Source organism: Kluyvera georgiana, from assembly GCF_050990895.1.
In the GTDB taxonomy this organism is placed as follows: domain Bacteria; phylum Pseudomonadota; class Gammaproteobacteria; order Enterobacterales; family Enterobacteriaceae; genus Kluyvera; species Kluyvera georgiana.
The window spans coordinates 3,839,228-3,852,767 of record NZ_CP158865.1 but is presented as its reverse complement, the minus strand read 5'-3'; the positions used below and the strand labels follow the sequence as shown (position 1 = coordinate 3,852,767).

Annotated in this window: 13 protein-coding genes; 10 read left to right on the top strand and 3 right to left on the bottom strand. The window is 58.5% G+C overall.

Annotation, left to right across the window (positions count from 1 at the left end):
* Positions 1-3 precede the first annotated feature (3 nt).
* Positions 4-1,272: an MFS transporter gene (locus ABTW00_RS18360; RefSeq protein WP_433636716.1), complete on the bottom strand. Its 1,269-nt coding sequence runs from the start codon at positions 1,270-1,272 to the stop codon at positions 4-6.
* 317 nt (positions 1,273-1,589) lie between these two features.
* Entirely contained in the window at positions 1,590-2,003 is a 414-nt protein-coding gene (gene hpaR / locus ABTW00_RS18355; RefSeq protein ID WP_064547751.1) for a homoprotocatechuate degradation operon regulator HpaR, read from the bottom strand.
* Positions 2,004-2,267: 264 nt separating this feature from the next.
* On the opposite strand from hpaR, the gene hpaG reads away from it, so the two are divergent.
* The 10 genes from hpaG to ABTW00_RS18305 all read left to right on the top strand — a co-directional run bounded on the left by hpaG (position 2,268) and on the right by ABTW00_RS18305 (position 12,718).
* Positions 2,268-3,545, top strand: coding sequence for a 4-hydroxyphenylacetate degradation bifunctional isomerase/decarboxylase (hpaG, locus tag ABTW00_RS18350; RefSeq protein ID WP_433636713.1), 1,278 nt, complete (start codon positions 2,268-2,270; stop codon positions 3,543-3,545).
* On the top strand, positions 3,542-5,008 hold the full coding sequence (gene hpaE / locus ABTW00_RS18345) for a 5-carboxymethyl-2-hydroxymuconate semialdehyde dehydrogenase (RefSeq protein WP_065358011.1): 1,467 nt from the start codon (positions 3,542-3,544) through the stop codon (positions 5,006-5,008). The genes hpaG and hpaE overlap by 4 nt, the downstream gene beginning before the upstream one ends.
* A gap of 1 nt (position 5,009) precedes the next feature.
* Positions 5,010-5,861, top strand: coding sequence for a 3,4-dihydroxyphenylacetate 2,3-dioxygenase (gene hpaD / locus ABTW00_RS18340; RefSeq protein ID WP_065358012.1), 852 nt, complete (start codon positions 5,010-5,012; stop codon positions 5,859-5,861).
* Between the two features lie 9 nt (positions 5,862-5,870).
* Positions 5,871-6,251 carry a 5-carboxymethyl-2-hydroxymuconate Delta-isomerase gene (locus ABTW00_RS18335; RefSeq protein WP_433636708.1) on the top strand — a complete coding sequence of 127 codons (381 nt, stop codon included), beginning with the start codon at positions 5,871-5,873 and terminating at the stop codon, positions 6,249-6,251.
* Positions 6,252-6,358: 107 nt separating this feature from the next.
* Positions 6,359-7,162, top strand: coding sequence for a 2-oxo-hept-4-ene-1,7-dioate hydratase (gene hpaH / locus ABTW00_RS18330; protein ID WP_065358014.1), 804 nt, complete (start codon positions 6,359-6,361; stop codon positions 7,160-7,162).
* A gap of 14 nt (positions 7,163-7,176) precedes the next feature.
* Complete coding sequence (gene hpaI, locus ABTW00_RS18325; protein ID WP_433641084.1) at positions 7,177-7,968, top strand: 4-hydroxy-2-oxoheptanedioate aldolase; 792 nt, start codon at positions 7,177-7,179, stop codon at positions 7,966-7,968.
* Between the two features lie 113 nt (positions 7,969-8,081).
* Positions 8,082-9,458 carry a 4-hydroxyphenylacetate permease gene (hpaX, locus tag ABTW00_RS18320; protein WP_433636706.1) on the top strand — a complete coding sequence of 459 codons (1,377 nt, stop codon included), beginning with the start codon at positions 8,082-8,084 and terminating at the stop codon, positions 9,456-9,458.
* 12 nt (positions 9,459-9,470) lie between these two features.
* Positions 9,471-10,361: a 4-hydroxyphenylacetate catabolism regulatory protein HpaA gene (gene hpaA / locus ABTW00_RS18315; RefSeq protein ID WP_064547754.1), complete on the top strand. Its 891-nt coding sequence runs from the start codon at positions 9,471-9,473 to the stop codon at positions 10,359-10,361.
* 259 nt (positions 10,362-10,620) lie between these two features.
* Positions 10,621-12,183, top strand: coding sequence for a 4-hydroxyphenylacetate 3-monooxygenase, oxygenase component (gene hpaB, locus ABTW00_RS18310; protein ID WP_065358016.1), 1,563 nt, complete (start codon positions 10,621-10,623; stop codon positions 12,181-12,183).
* Positions 12,184-12,202: 19 nt separating this feature from the next.
* Complete coding sequence (locus tag ABTW00_RS18305) at positions 12,203-12,718, top strand: 4-hydroxyphenylacetate 3-monooxygenase reductase subunit (protein ID WP_433636703.1); 516 nt, start codon at positions 12,203-12,205, stop codon at positions 12,716-12,718.
* A gap of 71 nt (positions 12,719-12,789) precedes the next feature.
* Here the strand turns inward: ABTW00_RS18305 and ABTW00_RS18300 are convergent, their stop codons facing one another.
* Positions 12,790-13,533, bottom strand: a complete 744-nt coding sequence (locus ABTW00_RS18300; protein WP_433636701.1) for an SGNH/GDSL hydrolase family protein — start codon at positions 13,531-13,533, stop codon at positions 12,790-12,792.
* Between the last annotated feature and the right edge of the window lie 7 nt (positions 13,534-13,540).

Sequence of the window (13,540 nt, the reverse complement as noted above, 5' to 3'; positions counted from 1 at the left end):
CTGTCAGCTGACCGGGTTCACTTCCAGCTCGGGTTCCGGCGAACGCAGCAGCGCCCACAGAATAATCGCCCCAACCACGTCAAACACTGCCAGCACGGCAAACAGTGGGCTAAAGCCTAATGTGTCTGCCAGCGCGCCAACCACCAGGGCGAATAAGGTGCTGGCGGTCCATGCCGCCATGCCGGTAAAACCGTTGGCGGTGGCCACTTCGCCCGGATCGAACATATCGGAAGAGAGGGTTATAAGCGCGCCAGACAGTGACTGATGAGCGAAACCGCCAACGCACAGCAGCGCAATGGCGACGAACGGGCTGCTGAAGAGGCCTACCATGCCCGGCAGGATCATCAGCGCCGCGCCCATGGTGACAACCAGCTTACGTGAAACCACAATATTGACGCCAAAGACACGCTGGAAGATCCCCGGCAGATAGCCGCCGATGATGCAGCCCATATCGGCGAACAGCATGGGGATCCAGGCGAACATGGCGATATCTTTCAGGTTGAAGCCGTAGGTGTGCACCATAAACAGCGGAATCCATGCGTTGAAGGTCCCCCACGCCGGTTCCGCCAGGAAACGCGGCAGGGCAATGCCCCAGAATTTACGCTGTTTCAGCAACTGGCCGATGTGTACTTTATCGACCGTTTTTTTCTCTGGCTGGCCTTCGGTGATGTAGTTGTACTCTTCTTTGCTCAGTTTTTTGCACTGGCCCGGTCGGGTATAGACCAGGTACCATCCCAGCGCCCAAACAACACTGGCAATCCCGACGATCACGAACGCCAGACGCCAGCTGTGAATGTAAATCGCCCATGCCACCATCGGCGGCGCAATGATGGCCCCCATCGAGGAACCGACGTTGAAGTAGCCCACGGCGACGGAACGTTCGTGATCCGGGAACCATTCGGTGACCGATTTCAGCCCTGCGGGGATCATCGCGCTCTCGGCAAAACCACCTAAGCCACGACACAGCGCCAGGCCTTGCCAGCTGTTGGTGAAGGCGGCACCAATGCAGAAGATGCCCCACAGCGCGCCAAACAGGGTATAACCCACTTTGGTGCCCAGCGTATCAAGCACATAGCCCGCGATGGGCTGAGCAATGGTGTAGCAGGCGGAAAACGTCGCCACGATCCAGGAATACTGCTGAGTAGTGACATGAAGATCGCTCTGAAGCGTCGGCGCAGCGGCCGAAATAGTATTGCGGGTTAAATAGCATAAAATCGTGCCAAGCGTGACAAGAACCACCATAAACCAGCGCGTATGACCAGTAGTGCGCATAAAACGTTCCTTTACTTCTTAGGATATGAGACGGCCTGCGGGGTGAACAGGCACAACTGCGGTCATACAGAGAGAAGATAAATCGCCAGCCATACGCAGAGCGTTGGCGGCACACAGCGGTCCTTTTATGAGAATTAGTGAATCCGTGTCACATTTTTTATGGATATTAAACCTGTGTTTCATAAAATTATGTGATCTGATTCAAAAATATCAGGATGGCGTACCACTTAAGTGTATCGGGGTAATTAATGACGTAATGAACCGTTAAGGGAGGTTTCATTCTGCCCGAATTGCTGTGAAAACAGGCAGATAATGGGTTATTTGTTGAGGGTAATAAACTCGTGTAGCAACGCCGTCAGCTGTTTCATCTTCTCAGGCGTGAACTTCTGTTCGATTTCTAAGTAGGCCTCTTCCACTTTCGCCTGCGCGCGCTCGTACAGCGCGTACCCCTCTTTGGTGAGCGAGACATAAAGTTTACGCTGATCGTTGACCGGCTTCAGGCGTAACACCAGCCCATCTCGCTCCATGCGCGTCAAAATCCCGGTCAGGCTGGGCCGGAGAATACAGGTGGCGGCGGCCAGATCGTGAAAGTCCATTGAGGGATTGTCGACCAGCACGCGAACAATCCGCCACTGCTGCTCCGTCAGATTATGCTGCTTCACGATAGGCCGAAAATAGGTCATCGCCACTTCCCGCGCCTGCATCAGGGCGATGGTTAAAGAATCGTGCATTCTGCCTCCTGCCACTTCTCATCATTAATATATGAACAATATAGCAATGTTGCTTTTATCAACAGCATATTTTTGATTAAACCTGGTAGTTCTGAAACTGATTTTTATTAATTCATTGATTATAAATATTTATTTTTAATTTGTGTAAAATTATTGTTAATCGAGTCACAAAAAAATTACTTGTGTTTGCTAAATGAACAGCGGAGGAATAAAACAGATCATTAATATATTAACGAAATAAATGCTGTCTCTAAGGAGCTGTAAATGAAAGGTACCGTTTTCGCCGTGGCGCTCAACCACCGCAGCCAGCTTGATGCCTGGCGCGACGCGTTCGAGCAGGCCCCCTACAAGGCACCGCCTAAAACCGCCGTCTGGTTTATCAAACCGCACAATACCGTTACCGAAGGCGGCCAGCCGATCCCATTCCCGGAGGGGGAAACGGTATTCAGCGGCGCGACGGTGGCGCTGGTGGTGGGTAAAACGGCCCGTAAAGTTGGCGTGGAAGAGGCGGCGGATTATATCGCCGGTTACGCGCTGGCGAACGAAGTCAGCCTGCCGGAAGAGAGCTTCTACCGTCCGGCGATTAAAGCCAAATGCCGTGACGGCTTCTGCCCGCTGGGCGACGTGGTGAGCGTTGATAACGTCGACAACCTGACCATCATCACCGAAATCAACGGCCGTCACGCCGACCAGTGGAGCACCGCCGACCTCACGCGCAATGCCGCCGAGCTGCTGAGCGCCCTGAGCGATTTCGCCACTCTGAATCCGGGCGATACCATTCTGATGGGCACCCCGCACAACCGCGTGGCGCTGCGCCCCGGCGACCAGGTGCGCGTGCTGGCGGAAGGCTTCCCGCCGCTGGAAAACCCGGTGGTTGCCGAAGCGGACGCTCGTCCGGCGCCACGTCCGTACGACCACGGCACCCTGTTCGCGCTGGGGCTGAACTACGCCGACCACGCCAGCGAGCTGGACTTCAAGCCGCCGGAGGAGCCGCTGGTGTTTATCAAAGCCCCGAACACTCTTACCGGCGATAACCAGACTTCGGTACGCCCGGACAACGTCGAGTACATGCACTACGAATCGGAGCTGGTGGTGGTGATTGGCAAAACCGCGCGCAAGGTCAGTGAAGCTGAGGCGATGGACTATGTCGCGGGCTACACGGTCTGCAACGACTACGCCATTCGCGACTACCTGGAAAACTACTACCGCCCGAACCTGCGGGTAAAAAGCCGCGACGGGCTGACCCCCATTTCCGCCAATATCGTGCCGAAAGCGGCGATTCCCGACCCGCACAACTTAACCCTGCGCACCTGGGTCAACGGCGAGCTGCGTCAGGAAGGCACTACCGCCGATCTGATCTTTAGCGTGCCGTTCCTGGTCTCTTATCTGAGCCAATTTATGACGTTACAACCAGGCGACATGATCGCCACCGGCACGCCGAAAGGGCTGTCCGACGTGGTGCCGGGCGATGAAGTGGTGGTGGAAGTCGAGGGCGTGGGTCGCCTGGTGAACCGGATTGTCAGCGAGGAGTCTGCAAAATGAAAAAGATTAACCATTGGATTAACGGCAAAAACGTTGCCGGTCAGGACTATTTCCACACCACCAACCCGGCGACCGGTGAAGTGCTGGCGGAAGTGGCCTCCGGCGGCGAAGCGGAGGTGAACCAGGCGGTGGCTGCGGCGAAAGAGGCTTTCCCGAAGTGGGCCAATCTGCCGATGAAAGAGCGCGCGCGCCTGATGCGTCGTCTGGGCGACCTGATTGACCAGAACGTACCGGAAATTGCGGCGATGGAAACCGCCGACACCGGCCTGCCGATTCACCAGACCAAAAACGTGCTGATCCCACGCGCCTCGCATAACTTCGAGTTTTTCGCCGAAGTGTGCCAGCAGATGAACGGCAAAACCTACCCGGTCGACGACAAGATGCTCAACTACACCCTTGTGCAGCCGGTGGGCGTGTGCGCGCTGGTGTCGCCGTGGAACGTACCGTTTATGACCGCCACCTGGAAGGTCGCGCCGTGTCTGGCGCTGGGCAACACCGCGGTGCTGAAAATGTCCGAACTGTCGCCGTTAACCGCCGACCGTCTGGGCGAGCTGGCGCTGGAGGCGGGCATTCCGCCAGGGGTGCTGAACGTGGTGCAGGGCTATGGCGCGACGGCGGGCGATGCGCTGGTACGCCATCACGACGTGCGCGCGGTCTCCTTTACCGGCGGCACCGCCACCGGGCGCAACATCATGAAAAACGCCGGGCTGAAAAAGTATTCAATGGAGCTGGGCGGTAAATCGCCGGTGCTGATTTTTGAAGATGCCGACATAGAACGGGCGCTGGACGCCGCGCTGTTCACCATCTTCTCCATCAACGGTGAACGTTGCACCGCCGGTTCGCGCATCTTTATCCAGCAGAGCATCTACCCGGAGTTTGTTAAACGCTTTGCCGAGCGCGCTAACCGCCTGCGCGTCGGCGACCCGAACGACCCGAACACACAAGTCGGCGCGCTGATTAGCCAGCAGCATTGGGAAAAGGTCTCCGGCTATATCCGCCTTGGCATTGAAGAGGGCGCGACCCTGCTGGCCGGCGGCCCGGAAAAGCCGACCGACCTGCCTGCACACCTTAAGAACGGCAACTTCCTGCGTCCAACCGTGCTGGCGGACGTCGATAACCGCATGCGCGTGGCGCAGGAAGAGATTTTTGGCCCGGTCGCCTGCCTGCTGCCGTTCAAAGACGAAGCGGAAGGGCTGCGTCTGGCCAACGACGTCGAGTACGGTCTGGCTTCCTATATCTGGACCCAGGACATCAGCAAAGTGCTGCGTCTGGCACGCGGCATCGAGGCCGGGATGGTGTTCGTCAACACCCAGAACGTGCGCGACCTGCGCCAGCCGTTCGGCGGCGTGAAGGCCTCCGGTACCGGGCGTGAAGGCGGCGAGTACAGCTTTGAAGTGTTCGCGGAGATGAAGAACGTCTGCATCTCAATGGGCGATCACCCGATTCCTAAGTGGGGAGTGTGATATGGGCAAGCTTGCGTTAGCGGCAAAAATTACTCACGTGCCATCGATGTACCTCTCTGAAATTCCGGGGAAAAACTTTGGCTGCCGTCAGGCGGCGATTGATGGGCATAAAGAGATCGGCCAGCGCTGCCGCGAGATGGGCGTCGACACCATTATCGTGTTCGATACCCACTGGCTGGTGAACAGCGCCTACCACATTAACTGCGCGGAAAGCTTTAAGGGTATCTACACCAGCAACGAGCTGCCGCATTTTATTCGCGACATGACCTACGACTATGACGGCAACCCCGAGCTGGGCCAACTGATTGCCGACGAAGCCGTGGCGATGGGCGTGCGCGCCAAAGCGCACAACATTCCAAGCCTGAAGCTGGAGTACGGCACGCTGGTGCCGATGCGCTATATGAACGCCGACAAGCACTTCAAGGTGGTCTCCATCTCGGCGTTCTGCACCGTGCATGATTTTGCCGACAGCCGCAGGCTGGGTGAAGCCATTTTGAAAGCCATCGAGAAATACGACGGCACCGTGGCGGTGTTCGCCAGCGGCTCGCTGTCACACCGCTTTATTGACGACCAGCGTGCGGAAGAGGGGATGAACAGCTACACCCGCGAGTTCGACCACCAGATGGACGAACGCGTGGTCAAGCTGTGGCGCGAGGGCAAGTTCAAGGAGTTCTGCACCATGCTGCCGGAGTACGCCGACTACTGCTACGGCGAAGGCAACATGCACGACACCGTGATGCTGCTGGGAATGTTGGGCTGGGATAAGTACGACGGCAAGGTGGAGTTTATCACCGACCTGTTCGCCAGCTCCGGCACCGGGCAGGTGAACGCCGTATTCCCGCTGCCTGCGTGAGGATTAACCATGCCGCACTTTATTGCTGAATGTACCACCAACATCCGCGAGCAGGCTGATTTACCGGGCCTGTTCAGCAAGGTGAACGAGGCGCTGGCCGCCACCGGGATTTTCCCCATCGGCGGCATCCGCAGCCGCGTCCACTGGCTGGATACCTGGCAGATGGCCGACGGTAAACACGACTACGCGTTCGTACATATGACGCTGAAAATCGGCACCGGGCGCAGTCTGGAAAGTCGTCAGGAAGTGGGCGAAATGCTGTTCGGGCTGATTAAAGCCCACTTCGCCACGCTGATAGAGAGCCGCTATCTGGCGCTGTCGTTTGAGATTGACGAGCTACACCCGACGCTGAATTACAAACAGAACAACGTGCACGCGTTATTTAAATAATGTGCAAATTGCCCGGTGGCGCTGTGCTTACCGGGCCTACACCGGCCATGAATGGTAGGCCGGATAAGCGAAGCGCCATCCGGCAATACAATGCCACAGGAATCACTATGCTCGATAAACAGACCCGTACCCTGATTGCCCAGCGGCTCAATCAGGCTGAAAAACAGCGTGAGCAGATTCGTGCCGTCTCGCTGGATTACCCGGACATCACCATCGAAGACGCCTACGCCGTGCAGCGCGAATGGGTTGAGATGAAGATTGCCGAAGGGCGTACCCTCAAAGGCCACAAAATCGGCCTGACCTCAAAAGCGATGCAGGCCAGCTCGCAGATTAACGAACCGGACTACGGCGCGCTGCTCGACGACATGTTCTTCCACGACGGCAGCGAGATTCCAACCGACCGCTTTATCGTGCCGCGCATTGAAGTGGAGCTGGCGTTCGTGCTGGCAAAACCGCTGCGCGGACCGAACTGCACGCTGTTTGATGTCTATAACGCCACCGATTACGTGATCCCGGCGCTGGAGCTGATTGACGCCCGCAGCCACAACGTGGACCCGGAAACCCAGCGCCCGCGCAAGGTGTTTGACACCATCTCCGATAACGCGGCTAACGCCGGGGTGATCCTCGGCGGTCGCCCGATTAAGCCCGATGAACTGGACCTGCGCTGGATCTCCGCGCTGCTGTATCGCAACGGCGTGATTGAAGAGACCGGCGTTGCCGCAGGCGTGCTCAACCACCCGGCGAACGGCGTGGCGTGGCTGGCGAACAAGCTGGCGCCGTACGACGTTCAGCTGGAAGCGGGGCAGATTATCCTCGGCGGCTCGTTCACCCGTCCGGTTCCGGCGCGTAAGGGCGACACCTTCCACGTCGACTACGGCAACATGGGCGCGATTACCTGCCGGTTCGTATAAAGGAAAAAACGATGATGAAGAACAGTTTTAAAGACGCGCTGAAGGCAGGCCAGCCGCAGATTGGCCTGTGGCTGGGGCTCTCCAGCAGCTACAGCGCCGAACTGCTGGCTGGGGCGGGCTTCGATTGGCTGCTGATTGACGGCGAACATGCGCCGAACAACGTCCAGACCGTGCTGACCCAACTGCAGGCGATCGCGCCTTACCCAAGCCAGCCGGTGGTGCGTCCGTCATGGAATGACGCGGTACAGATTAAGCAACTGCTGGACGTTGGCACGCAAACGCTGCTGGTGCCGATGGTGCAAAACGCCGACGAAGCGCGGGCCGCCGTGTCCGCAACCCGCTATCCGCCGCAGGGGATTCGCGGCGTAGGCAGCGCGCTGGCGCGGGCGTCACGCTGGAATCGCATTCCGGATTATCTCCACCATGCCAACGACGCCATGTGCGTGCTGGTGCAGATTGAAACCCGAGAAGCGCTGAATAATCTGGCGCAGATCCTCGATGTTGACGGCGTGGACGGCGTGTTTATCGGCCCGGCGGATCTCAGCGCCGATATGGGCTTTGCCGGCAATCCGCAGCACCCGGAAGTGCAGGCGGCGATTGAACAGGCCATCGTGCAGATTCGTGCAGCGGGGAAAGCGCCGGGCATTCTGATGGCGAATGAACAGCTGGCGAAGCGTTATCTGGAACTGGGGGCGCTGTTTGTCGCCGTCGGCGTCGATACCACCCTGCTGGCGCGCGGCGCGGAAGCGCTGGCGGCGCGGTTTGGCGCGGAGAAAACCTCGCTGGGTTCGTCCGGCGTGTATTAACGCGTGCCGGATGGCGCTGCGCTTATCCGGCCTACCTGTAGGCCCGACAAGCGAAGCGCCCCGGGCAACAGCGCAGCTTCACCCTACGCAAATTCCCATCAGAGGAAAGGACAATGAGCGACACATCACCTGCAATTCCGGAGCAACTCAACCCGGCCGACCAGCACAAGCGGCTGACGGCGGGCCAACAATCGGTTATCAACAAACTGTTTCGTCGTCTGGTTCTGTTTTTGTTTGTGCTGTTTATCTTCTCATTCTTAGACCGTATCAATATCGGCTTCGCCGGGTTGACAATGGGGGCGGATCTCGGCCTCAACGCCACCATGTTCGGCCTTGCCACCACGCTGTTTTACGCCACCTACGTGATTTTCGGCATCCCCAGCAACATCATGCTGAGCATCGTCGGCGCGCGGCGCTGGATTGCCACCATTATGGTGCTCTGGGGCATTGCCTCCACCGCGACCATGTTCGCCGTCGGGCCGAAAAGTCTGTACGTGCTGCGCATGCTGGTGGGCATCACCGAAGCCGGGTTCCTGCCGGGGATTCTGCTGTACTTAACCTACTGGTTCCCGGCGTTTTTCCGCGCCCGCGCCAACGCCCTGTTTATGATTGCCATGCCGGTGACCACTGCTCTGGGCTCGATTGTCTCGGGCTATATTCTGTCGATGGACGGCCTGCTCAACATGCACGGCTGGCAGTGGCTGTTCCTACTGGAAGGCTTCCCGGCGGTGCTGCTCGGCGTGATGGTCTGGTACTGGCTCGACGACTCCCCGGCGAAAGCCAAATGGCTGACCGACGAGGATAAAAAGTGCTTACAGGAGATGATGGATAACGATCGCCTGACGTTGGTGCAGCCGGAAGGGGCCATTAGCCATAGCGCCATGCAGCAGCGCAGCCTGTGGCGCGAAGTGTTTACGCCGATCGTCCTGATGTACACGCTGGCCTACTTCTGTCTGACCAACACCTTAAGCGCCATCAGCATCTGGACGCCGCAGATCCTCAAGAGCTTTAACGAGGACAGCAGCAACATCACCATCGGCCTGCTGGCGGCGGTTCCGCAAGTGTGTACCATCCTCGGTATGATTTACTGGAGCCGCCATTCCGATAAATATCAGGAGCGTAAGCACCACACGGCGCTGCCGTTCCTGTTTGCCGCCGCCGGCTGGCTGCTGGCCTCGGCAACCAACCATAGCCTGATCCAACTGCTGGGGATCGTGATGGCCTCGACGGGCTCATTCAGCGCGATGGCGATCTTCTGGACCACGCCGGATCAATCCATCAGCCTGCGCGCTCGCGCGATCGGTATTGCTGTGATCAACGCTACCGGCAACATCGGATCGGCGCTGAGTCCGTTTATGATCGGCTGGCTGAAAGATGTGACCGGCAGCTTTAACAGCGGATTGTGGTTTGTCGCGGCGCTGCTGGTACTGGGTGCGGTCATTATCTGGGTGATTCCGATGAAATCTTCGCGCCCGCGCGCTACGCCGTAAGGAGGCGCCGTTATGTGCCAGCGTGCGATTACCAATATCGACATCAGCACCGAGTATGAGGAGAGCCTCGGCAGCAAGGACGTGCACTATCAATCGTTCGCCCGCATGGCGGCGTTTTTTGGCCGCGATATGCAGGCGCATCGCCACGATCAGTTTTTCCAGATGCACTTTCTTGATACCGGGCAGATTGAGCTGCAGCTCGACGATCACCGCTATTCGGTGCAGGCACCGCTGTTTGTGCTGACGCCGCCGTCGGTACCGCATGCGTTTATCACCGAGTCGGACAGCGACGGTCACGTGTTGACGGTGCGGGAGGATTTGGTCTGGCCGCTGCTGGAGGTGCTGTATCCCGGCACCCGCGAGGCGTTTGGCCTGCCGGGAATGTGCCTGTCGCTGGCGGATAAACCCGACGAACTGGCGGCGCTGGCGCACTACTGGCGGTTGATTCAGCGCGAGTCTACCTCTGAACTGCCGGGGCGCGAGCATACGCTGGTGCTGTTGGCGCAGGCGGTGTTCACCCTTCTGCTGCGTAACGCGCCGCTCGACGACCACGCAGCCAGCGGCGTGCGCGGCGAGCTGAAGCTGTTCCAGCGCTTTAACCAGATGATTGATAACCACTATCACCGCCACTGGACGGTGCCGGACTACGCCAGCGAGCTGCATCTGACCGAATCCCGGCTGACGGATATCTGCCGCCGGTTTGCCAACCGTCCGCCGAAAAAGCTGATTTTCGACAGACAGTTGCGTGAGGCCAAGCGGCTGCTGCTGTTTTCCGACAGCGCGGTGAGCGAGATTGCGTGGCAGCTTGGTTTTAAGGACCCGGCCTATTTTGCCCGCTTTTTTAATCGGTTAGTGGGATGTTCGCCGAGCGCGTTTCGCGCGCAGAAAGTCCCGGTGTCGTGATTTTCCCCTCACCCTAACCCTCTGGGGAAAGGGCCGGGGTGAGGGGCCATCGCGCACCAACCCTTACGTAGCCCGGCCAGGCGAAGCGCCGCCGGGAACGGCACTAAACCCTACCCCGATCACAGAACCGCCCCCCGCCTGAAAAGTACCAGCCGTTGACCCAAAAGTCTCTTCACCGCCTGCGTTTTAAACGCTTCAATTACGAAACAAGAGAAAAACATAAATTTAACAAATCCGATAGATACTGGAGTGTACCCGAATGAAACCTGAAGATTTCCGCGCAGACACCAAACGCCCGTTAACCGGTGAAGAGTACCTGAAAAGCCTGCAGGATGGCCGTGAGATCTATATCTACGGCGAGCGCGTCAAGGATGTCACCACCCATCCCGCCTTCCGCAACGCCGCGGCTTCCGTCGGCCAGCTGTACGATGCGCTGCACAAACCGGAAATGCAGGACAAGCTGTGCTGGGGTACCGATACCGGCAGCGGCGGCTACACCCACAAATTCTTCCGCGTGGCGAAAAGTGCCGACGACCTGCGCCAGCAGCGCGACGCCATCGCCGAGTGGTCACGTCTCTCCTACGGCTGGATGGGGCGCACCCCGGACTACAAAGCGGCGTTCGGCAGCGCGCTGGGCGCGAACCCGGCGTTCTACGGCCAGTTCGAGCAGAACGCCCGCCACTGGTACTCGCGCATTCAGGAAACCGGGCTGTACTTCAACCACGCCATCGTCAACCCGCCCATCGACCGTCATAAGCCGGCGGATGAAGTGAAAGACGTCTACATCAAACTGGAAAAAGAGACCGACGCCGGGATTATTGTGAGCGGCGCGAAGGTGGTGGCCACCAACTCGGCGCTGACCCACTACAACATGATTGGCTTCGGTTCCGCGCAGGTGATGGGCGAAAACCCGGACTTTGCGCTGATGTTCGTCGCACCGATGGATGCCGAAGGCGTGAAGCTGATTTCCCGCGCCTCCTACGAGCTGGTGGCCGGCGCAACCGGCTCCCCGTACGACTATCCGCTCTCCAGCCGCTTTGACGAGAACGATGCGATTCTGGTGATGGATAAGGTGCTGATCCCCTGGGAGAACGTCCTTATCTACCGCGATTTCGATCGCTGTCGTCGCTGGACGATGGAAGGCGGCTTTGCCCGTATGTACCCACTACAGGCGTGCGTGCGTCTGGCGGTGAAGCTCGACTTCATTACCGGCCTGCTGAAGAAATCGCTGGAGTGTACCGGTACCTCTGAGTTCCGCGGCGTGCAGGCGGATCTCGGCGAAGTGGTGGCGTGGCGCAACATGTTCTGGGCGCTGAGCGACTCCATGTGTTCTGAAGCGACCCCGTGGGTTAACGGCGCCTACCTGCCGGACCACGCGGCGCTGCAAACCTACCGCGTGATGGCGCCGATGGCCTACGCCAAAATCAAAAATATCATTGAACGTAACGTGACCAGCGGCCTGATCTACCTGCCGTCGAGCGCCCGCGACCTGAACAATCCGCAGATCGACCAGTACCTGGCGAAATACGTGCGCGGCTCCAACGGCATGGATCACGTTGAACGTATCAAGATCTTAAAACTGATGTGGGATGCGATCGGCAGCGAGTTCGGCGGTCGCCACGAGCTGTATGAAATTAACTACTCCGGTAGCCAGGATGAGATCCGCCTGCAGTGTCTGCGCCAGGCCCAGACCTCCGGCAACATGGACAAAATGATGGCGATGGTCGATCGCTGCCTGTCTGAGTACGACCAGAACGGCTGGACGGTGCCACACCTGCACAACAACGCTGATATTAATCTGCTGGATAAGCTGCTGAAGTAATTGGCAGCGGGAGGTCACAATGCAATTAGATGAACAACGTCTGCGTTTTCGCGATGCTATGGCCAGCCTGTCGGCCGCCGTTAACGTCGTCACTACCGAAGGGGAAGCGGGCCGCTGCGGCATCACCGCCACCGCCGTCTGCTCGGTCACGGACTCGCCGCCGTCGGTGATGGTCTGTATTAACGCCAACAGCGCTATGAACCCGGTGTTCCAGGGCAACGGCAAGCTGTGCATCAACGTGCTCAACCATGAACAGGAAATCATGGCGCGTCACTTTGCCGGTATGACCGGTATGGCCATGGACGAGCGCTTTAATCTCGCAGGCTGGCAGCGCGGCGCGCTGGGGCAGCCGGTGCTAAAGGCGGCGTTGGCATGTCTGGAAGGTAAGATACGCCAGGTGCAGACTATCGGTAGCCATCTGGTCTATCTGGTGGAGGTTCAGCATATTGCGTTGGCGGAAGAAGAGGGGCACGGGCTTATCTATTTCAAACGCCGTTTCCATCCGGTGATGATGGAAGCGGAAGTACTGGCTTAAGCGCTCTTCAATTCTCTAAGCCCCATCGGGCAGATCAGGATCGATTGCCCGATGGCGGCGCCGCCAATCAATCATTGTGAGTCGGAAGGCGTGTACCCGTCCACCTTCGACAGTGTCGCCTGAACGGCACTTTCCGCCAGCGGGGTCATCACCCGATAGCCTTCCGCGTTGGGGTGCAGACCATCATCAGAGTAGCGGGCAATCAGTTTGCCGGAGGCATCCGTCATTGGCGTGGCGTAATCCAGCCAGACAAAGCCTTGCGCCGTACACCAGCTTTTCAGCCAGTGATTCAGCGCGATCAGGCGCTCACGCGGGCGCTGGGCGTAAAGATCCTGCGAGTCAGGATTGGCGTCATGTACCGGAAGCACCGACGATATCACCACCCGAATACCGTGTAGCGTGGTCAGTTCGGTCAGCGTCATGATGTTCTCTTCGATATCCAGATTGCTCACCGGGCCGGTATTGCCTGCGATATCGTTGGTACCTGCGAGGATCACCACCACCTGCGGGCGCAGGTTCAGCACGTCCTGGCGAAAGCGTACCAGCATCTGCGCGGTGGTTTGCCCGCCAATACCGCGGTTGATGTAGTTTTTTCCCGGAAAGCTCTGGGCTAAATCCCAGCCGTCGGTAATGGAGTCACCGAAGAAAACGACCTGCGGGTCACGGTCCTGCTGAAGCAGGGCCTCGTTGTGCGAGCGATAGCGGCTGCGTTGACCGTAGTCATCGCTGTAGAAAGCGGCCTGGCGGCTGCGGTAGTCGTCGAGTCCAGGAAACCCGGTTCCGGGGATGAGAGCAGTAATCAGCGGCTGTGACACGATGTGT

Bases quoted from the DNA above. Each gene is read 5' to 3' on its own strand.
- ABTW00_RS18360 (WP_433636716.1), bottom strand. From the start codon at position 1,272: ATGCGCACTACTGGTCATACGCGCTGGTTTATGGTGGTTCTTGTCACG.
- hpaR (WP_064547751.1), bottom strand. From the start codon at position 2,003: ATGCACGATTCTTTAACCATCGCCCTGATGCAGGCGCGGGAAGTGGCG.
- hpaG (WP_433636713.1), top strand. From the start codon at position 2,268: ATGAAAGGTACCGTTTTCGCCGTGGCGCTCAACCACCGCAGCCAGCTT.
- hpaE (WP_065358011.1), top strand. From the start codon at position 3,542: ATGAAAAAGATTAACCATTGGATTAACGGCAAAAACGTTGCCGGTCAG.
- hpaD (WP_065358012.1), top strand. From the start codon at position 5,010: ATGGGCAAGCTTGCGTTAGCGGCAAAAATTACTCACGTGCCATCGATG.
- ABTW00_RS18335 (WP_433636708.1), top strand. From the start codon at position 5,871: ATGCCGCACTTTATTGCTGAATGTACCACCAACATCCGCGAGCAGGCT.
- hpaH (WP_065358014.1), top strand. From the start codon at position 6,359: ATGCTCGATAAACAGACCCGTACCCTGATTGCCCAGCGGCTCAATCAG.
- hpaI (WP_433641084.1), top strand. From the start codon at position 7,177: ATGAAGAACAGTTTTAAAGACGCGCTGAAGGCAGGCCAGCCGCAGATT.
- hpaX (WP_433636706.1), top strand. From the start codon at position 8,082: ATGAGCGACACATCACCTGCAATTCCGGAGCAACTCAACCCGGCCGAC.
- hpaA (WP_064547754.1), top strand. From the start codon at position 9,471: ATGTGCCAGCGTGCGATTACCAATATCGACATCAGCACCGAGTATGAG.
- hpaB (WP_065358016.1), top strand. From the start codon at position 10,621: ATGAAACCTGAAGATTTCCGCGCAGACACCAAACGCCCGTTAACCGGT.
- ABTW00_RS18305 (WP_433636703.1), top strand. From the start codon at position 12,203: ATGCAATTAGATGAACAACGTCTGCGTTTTCGCGATGCTATGGCCAGC.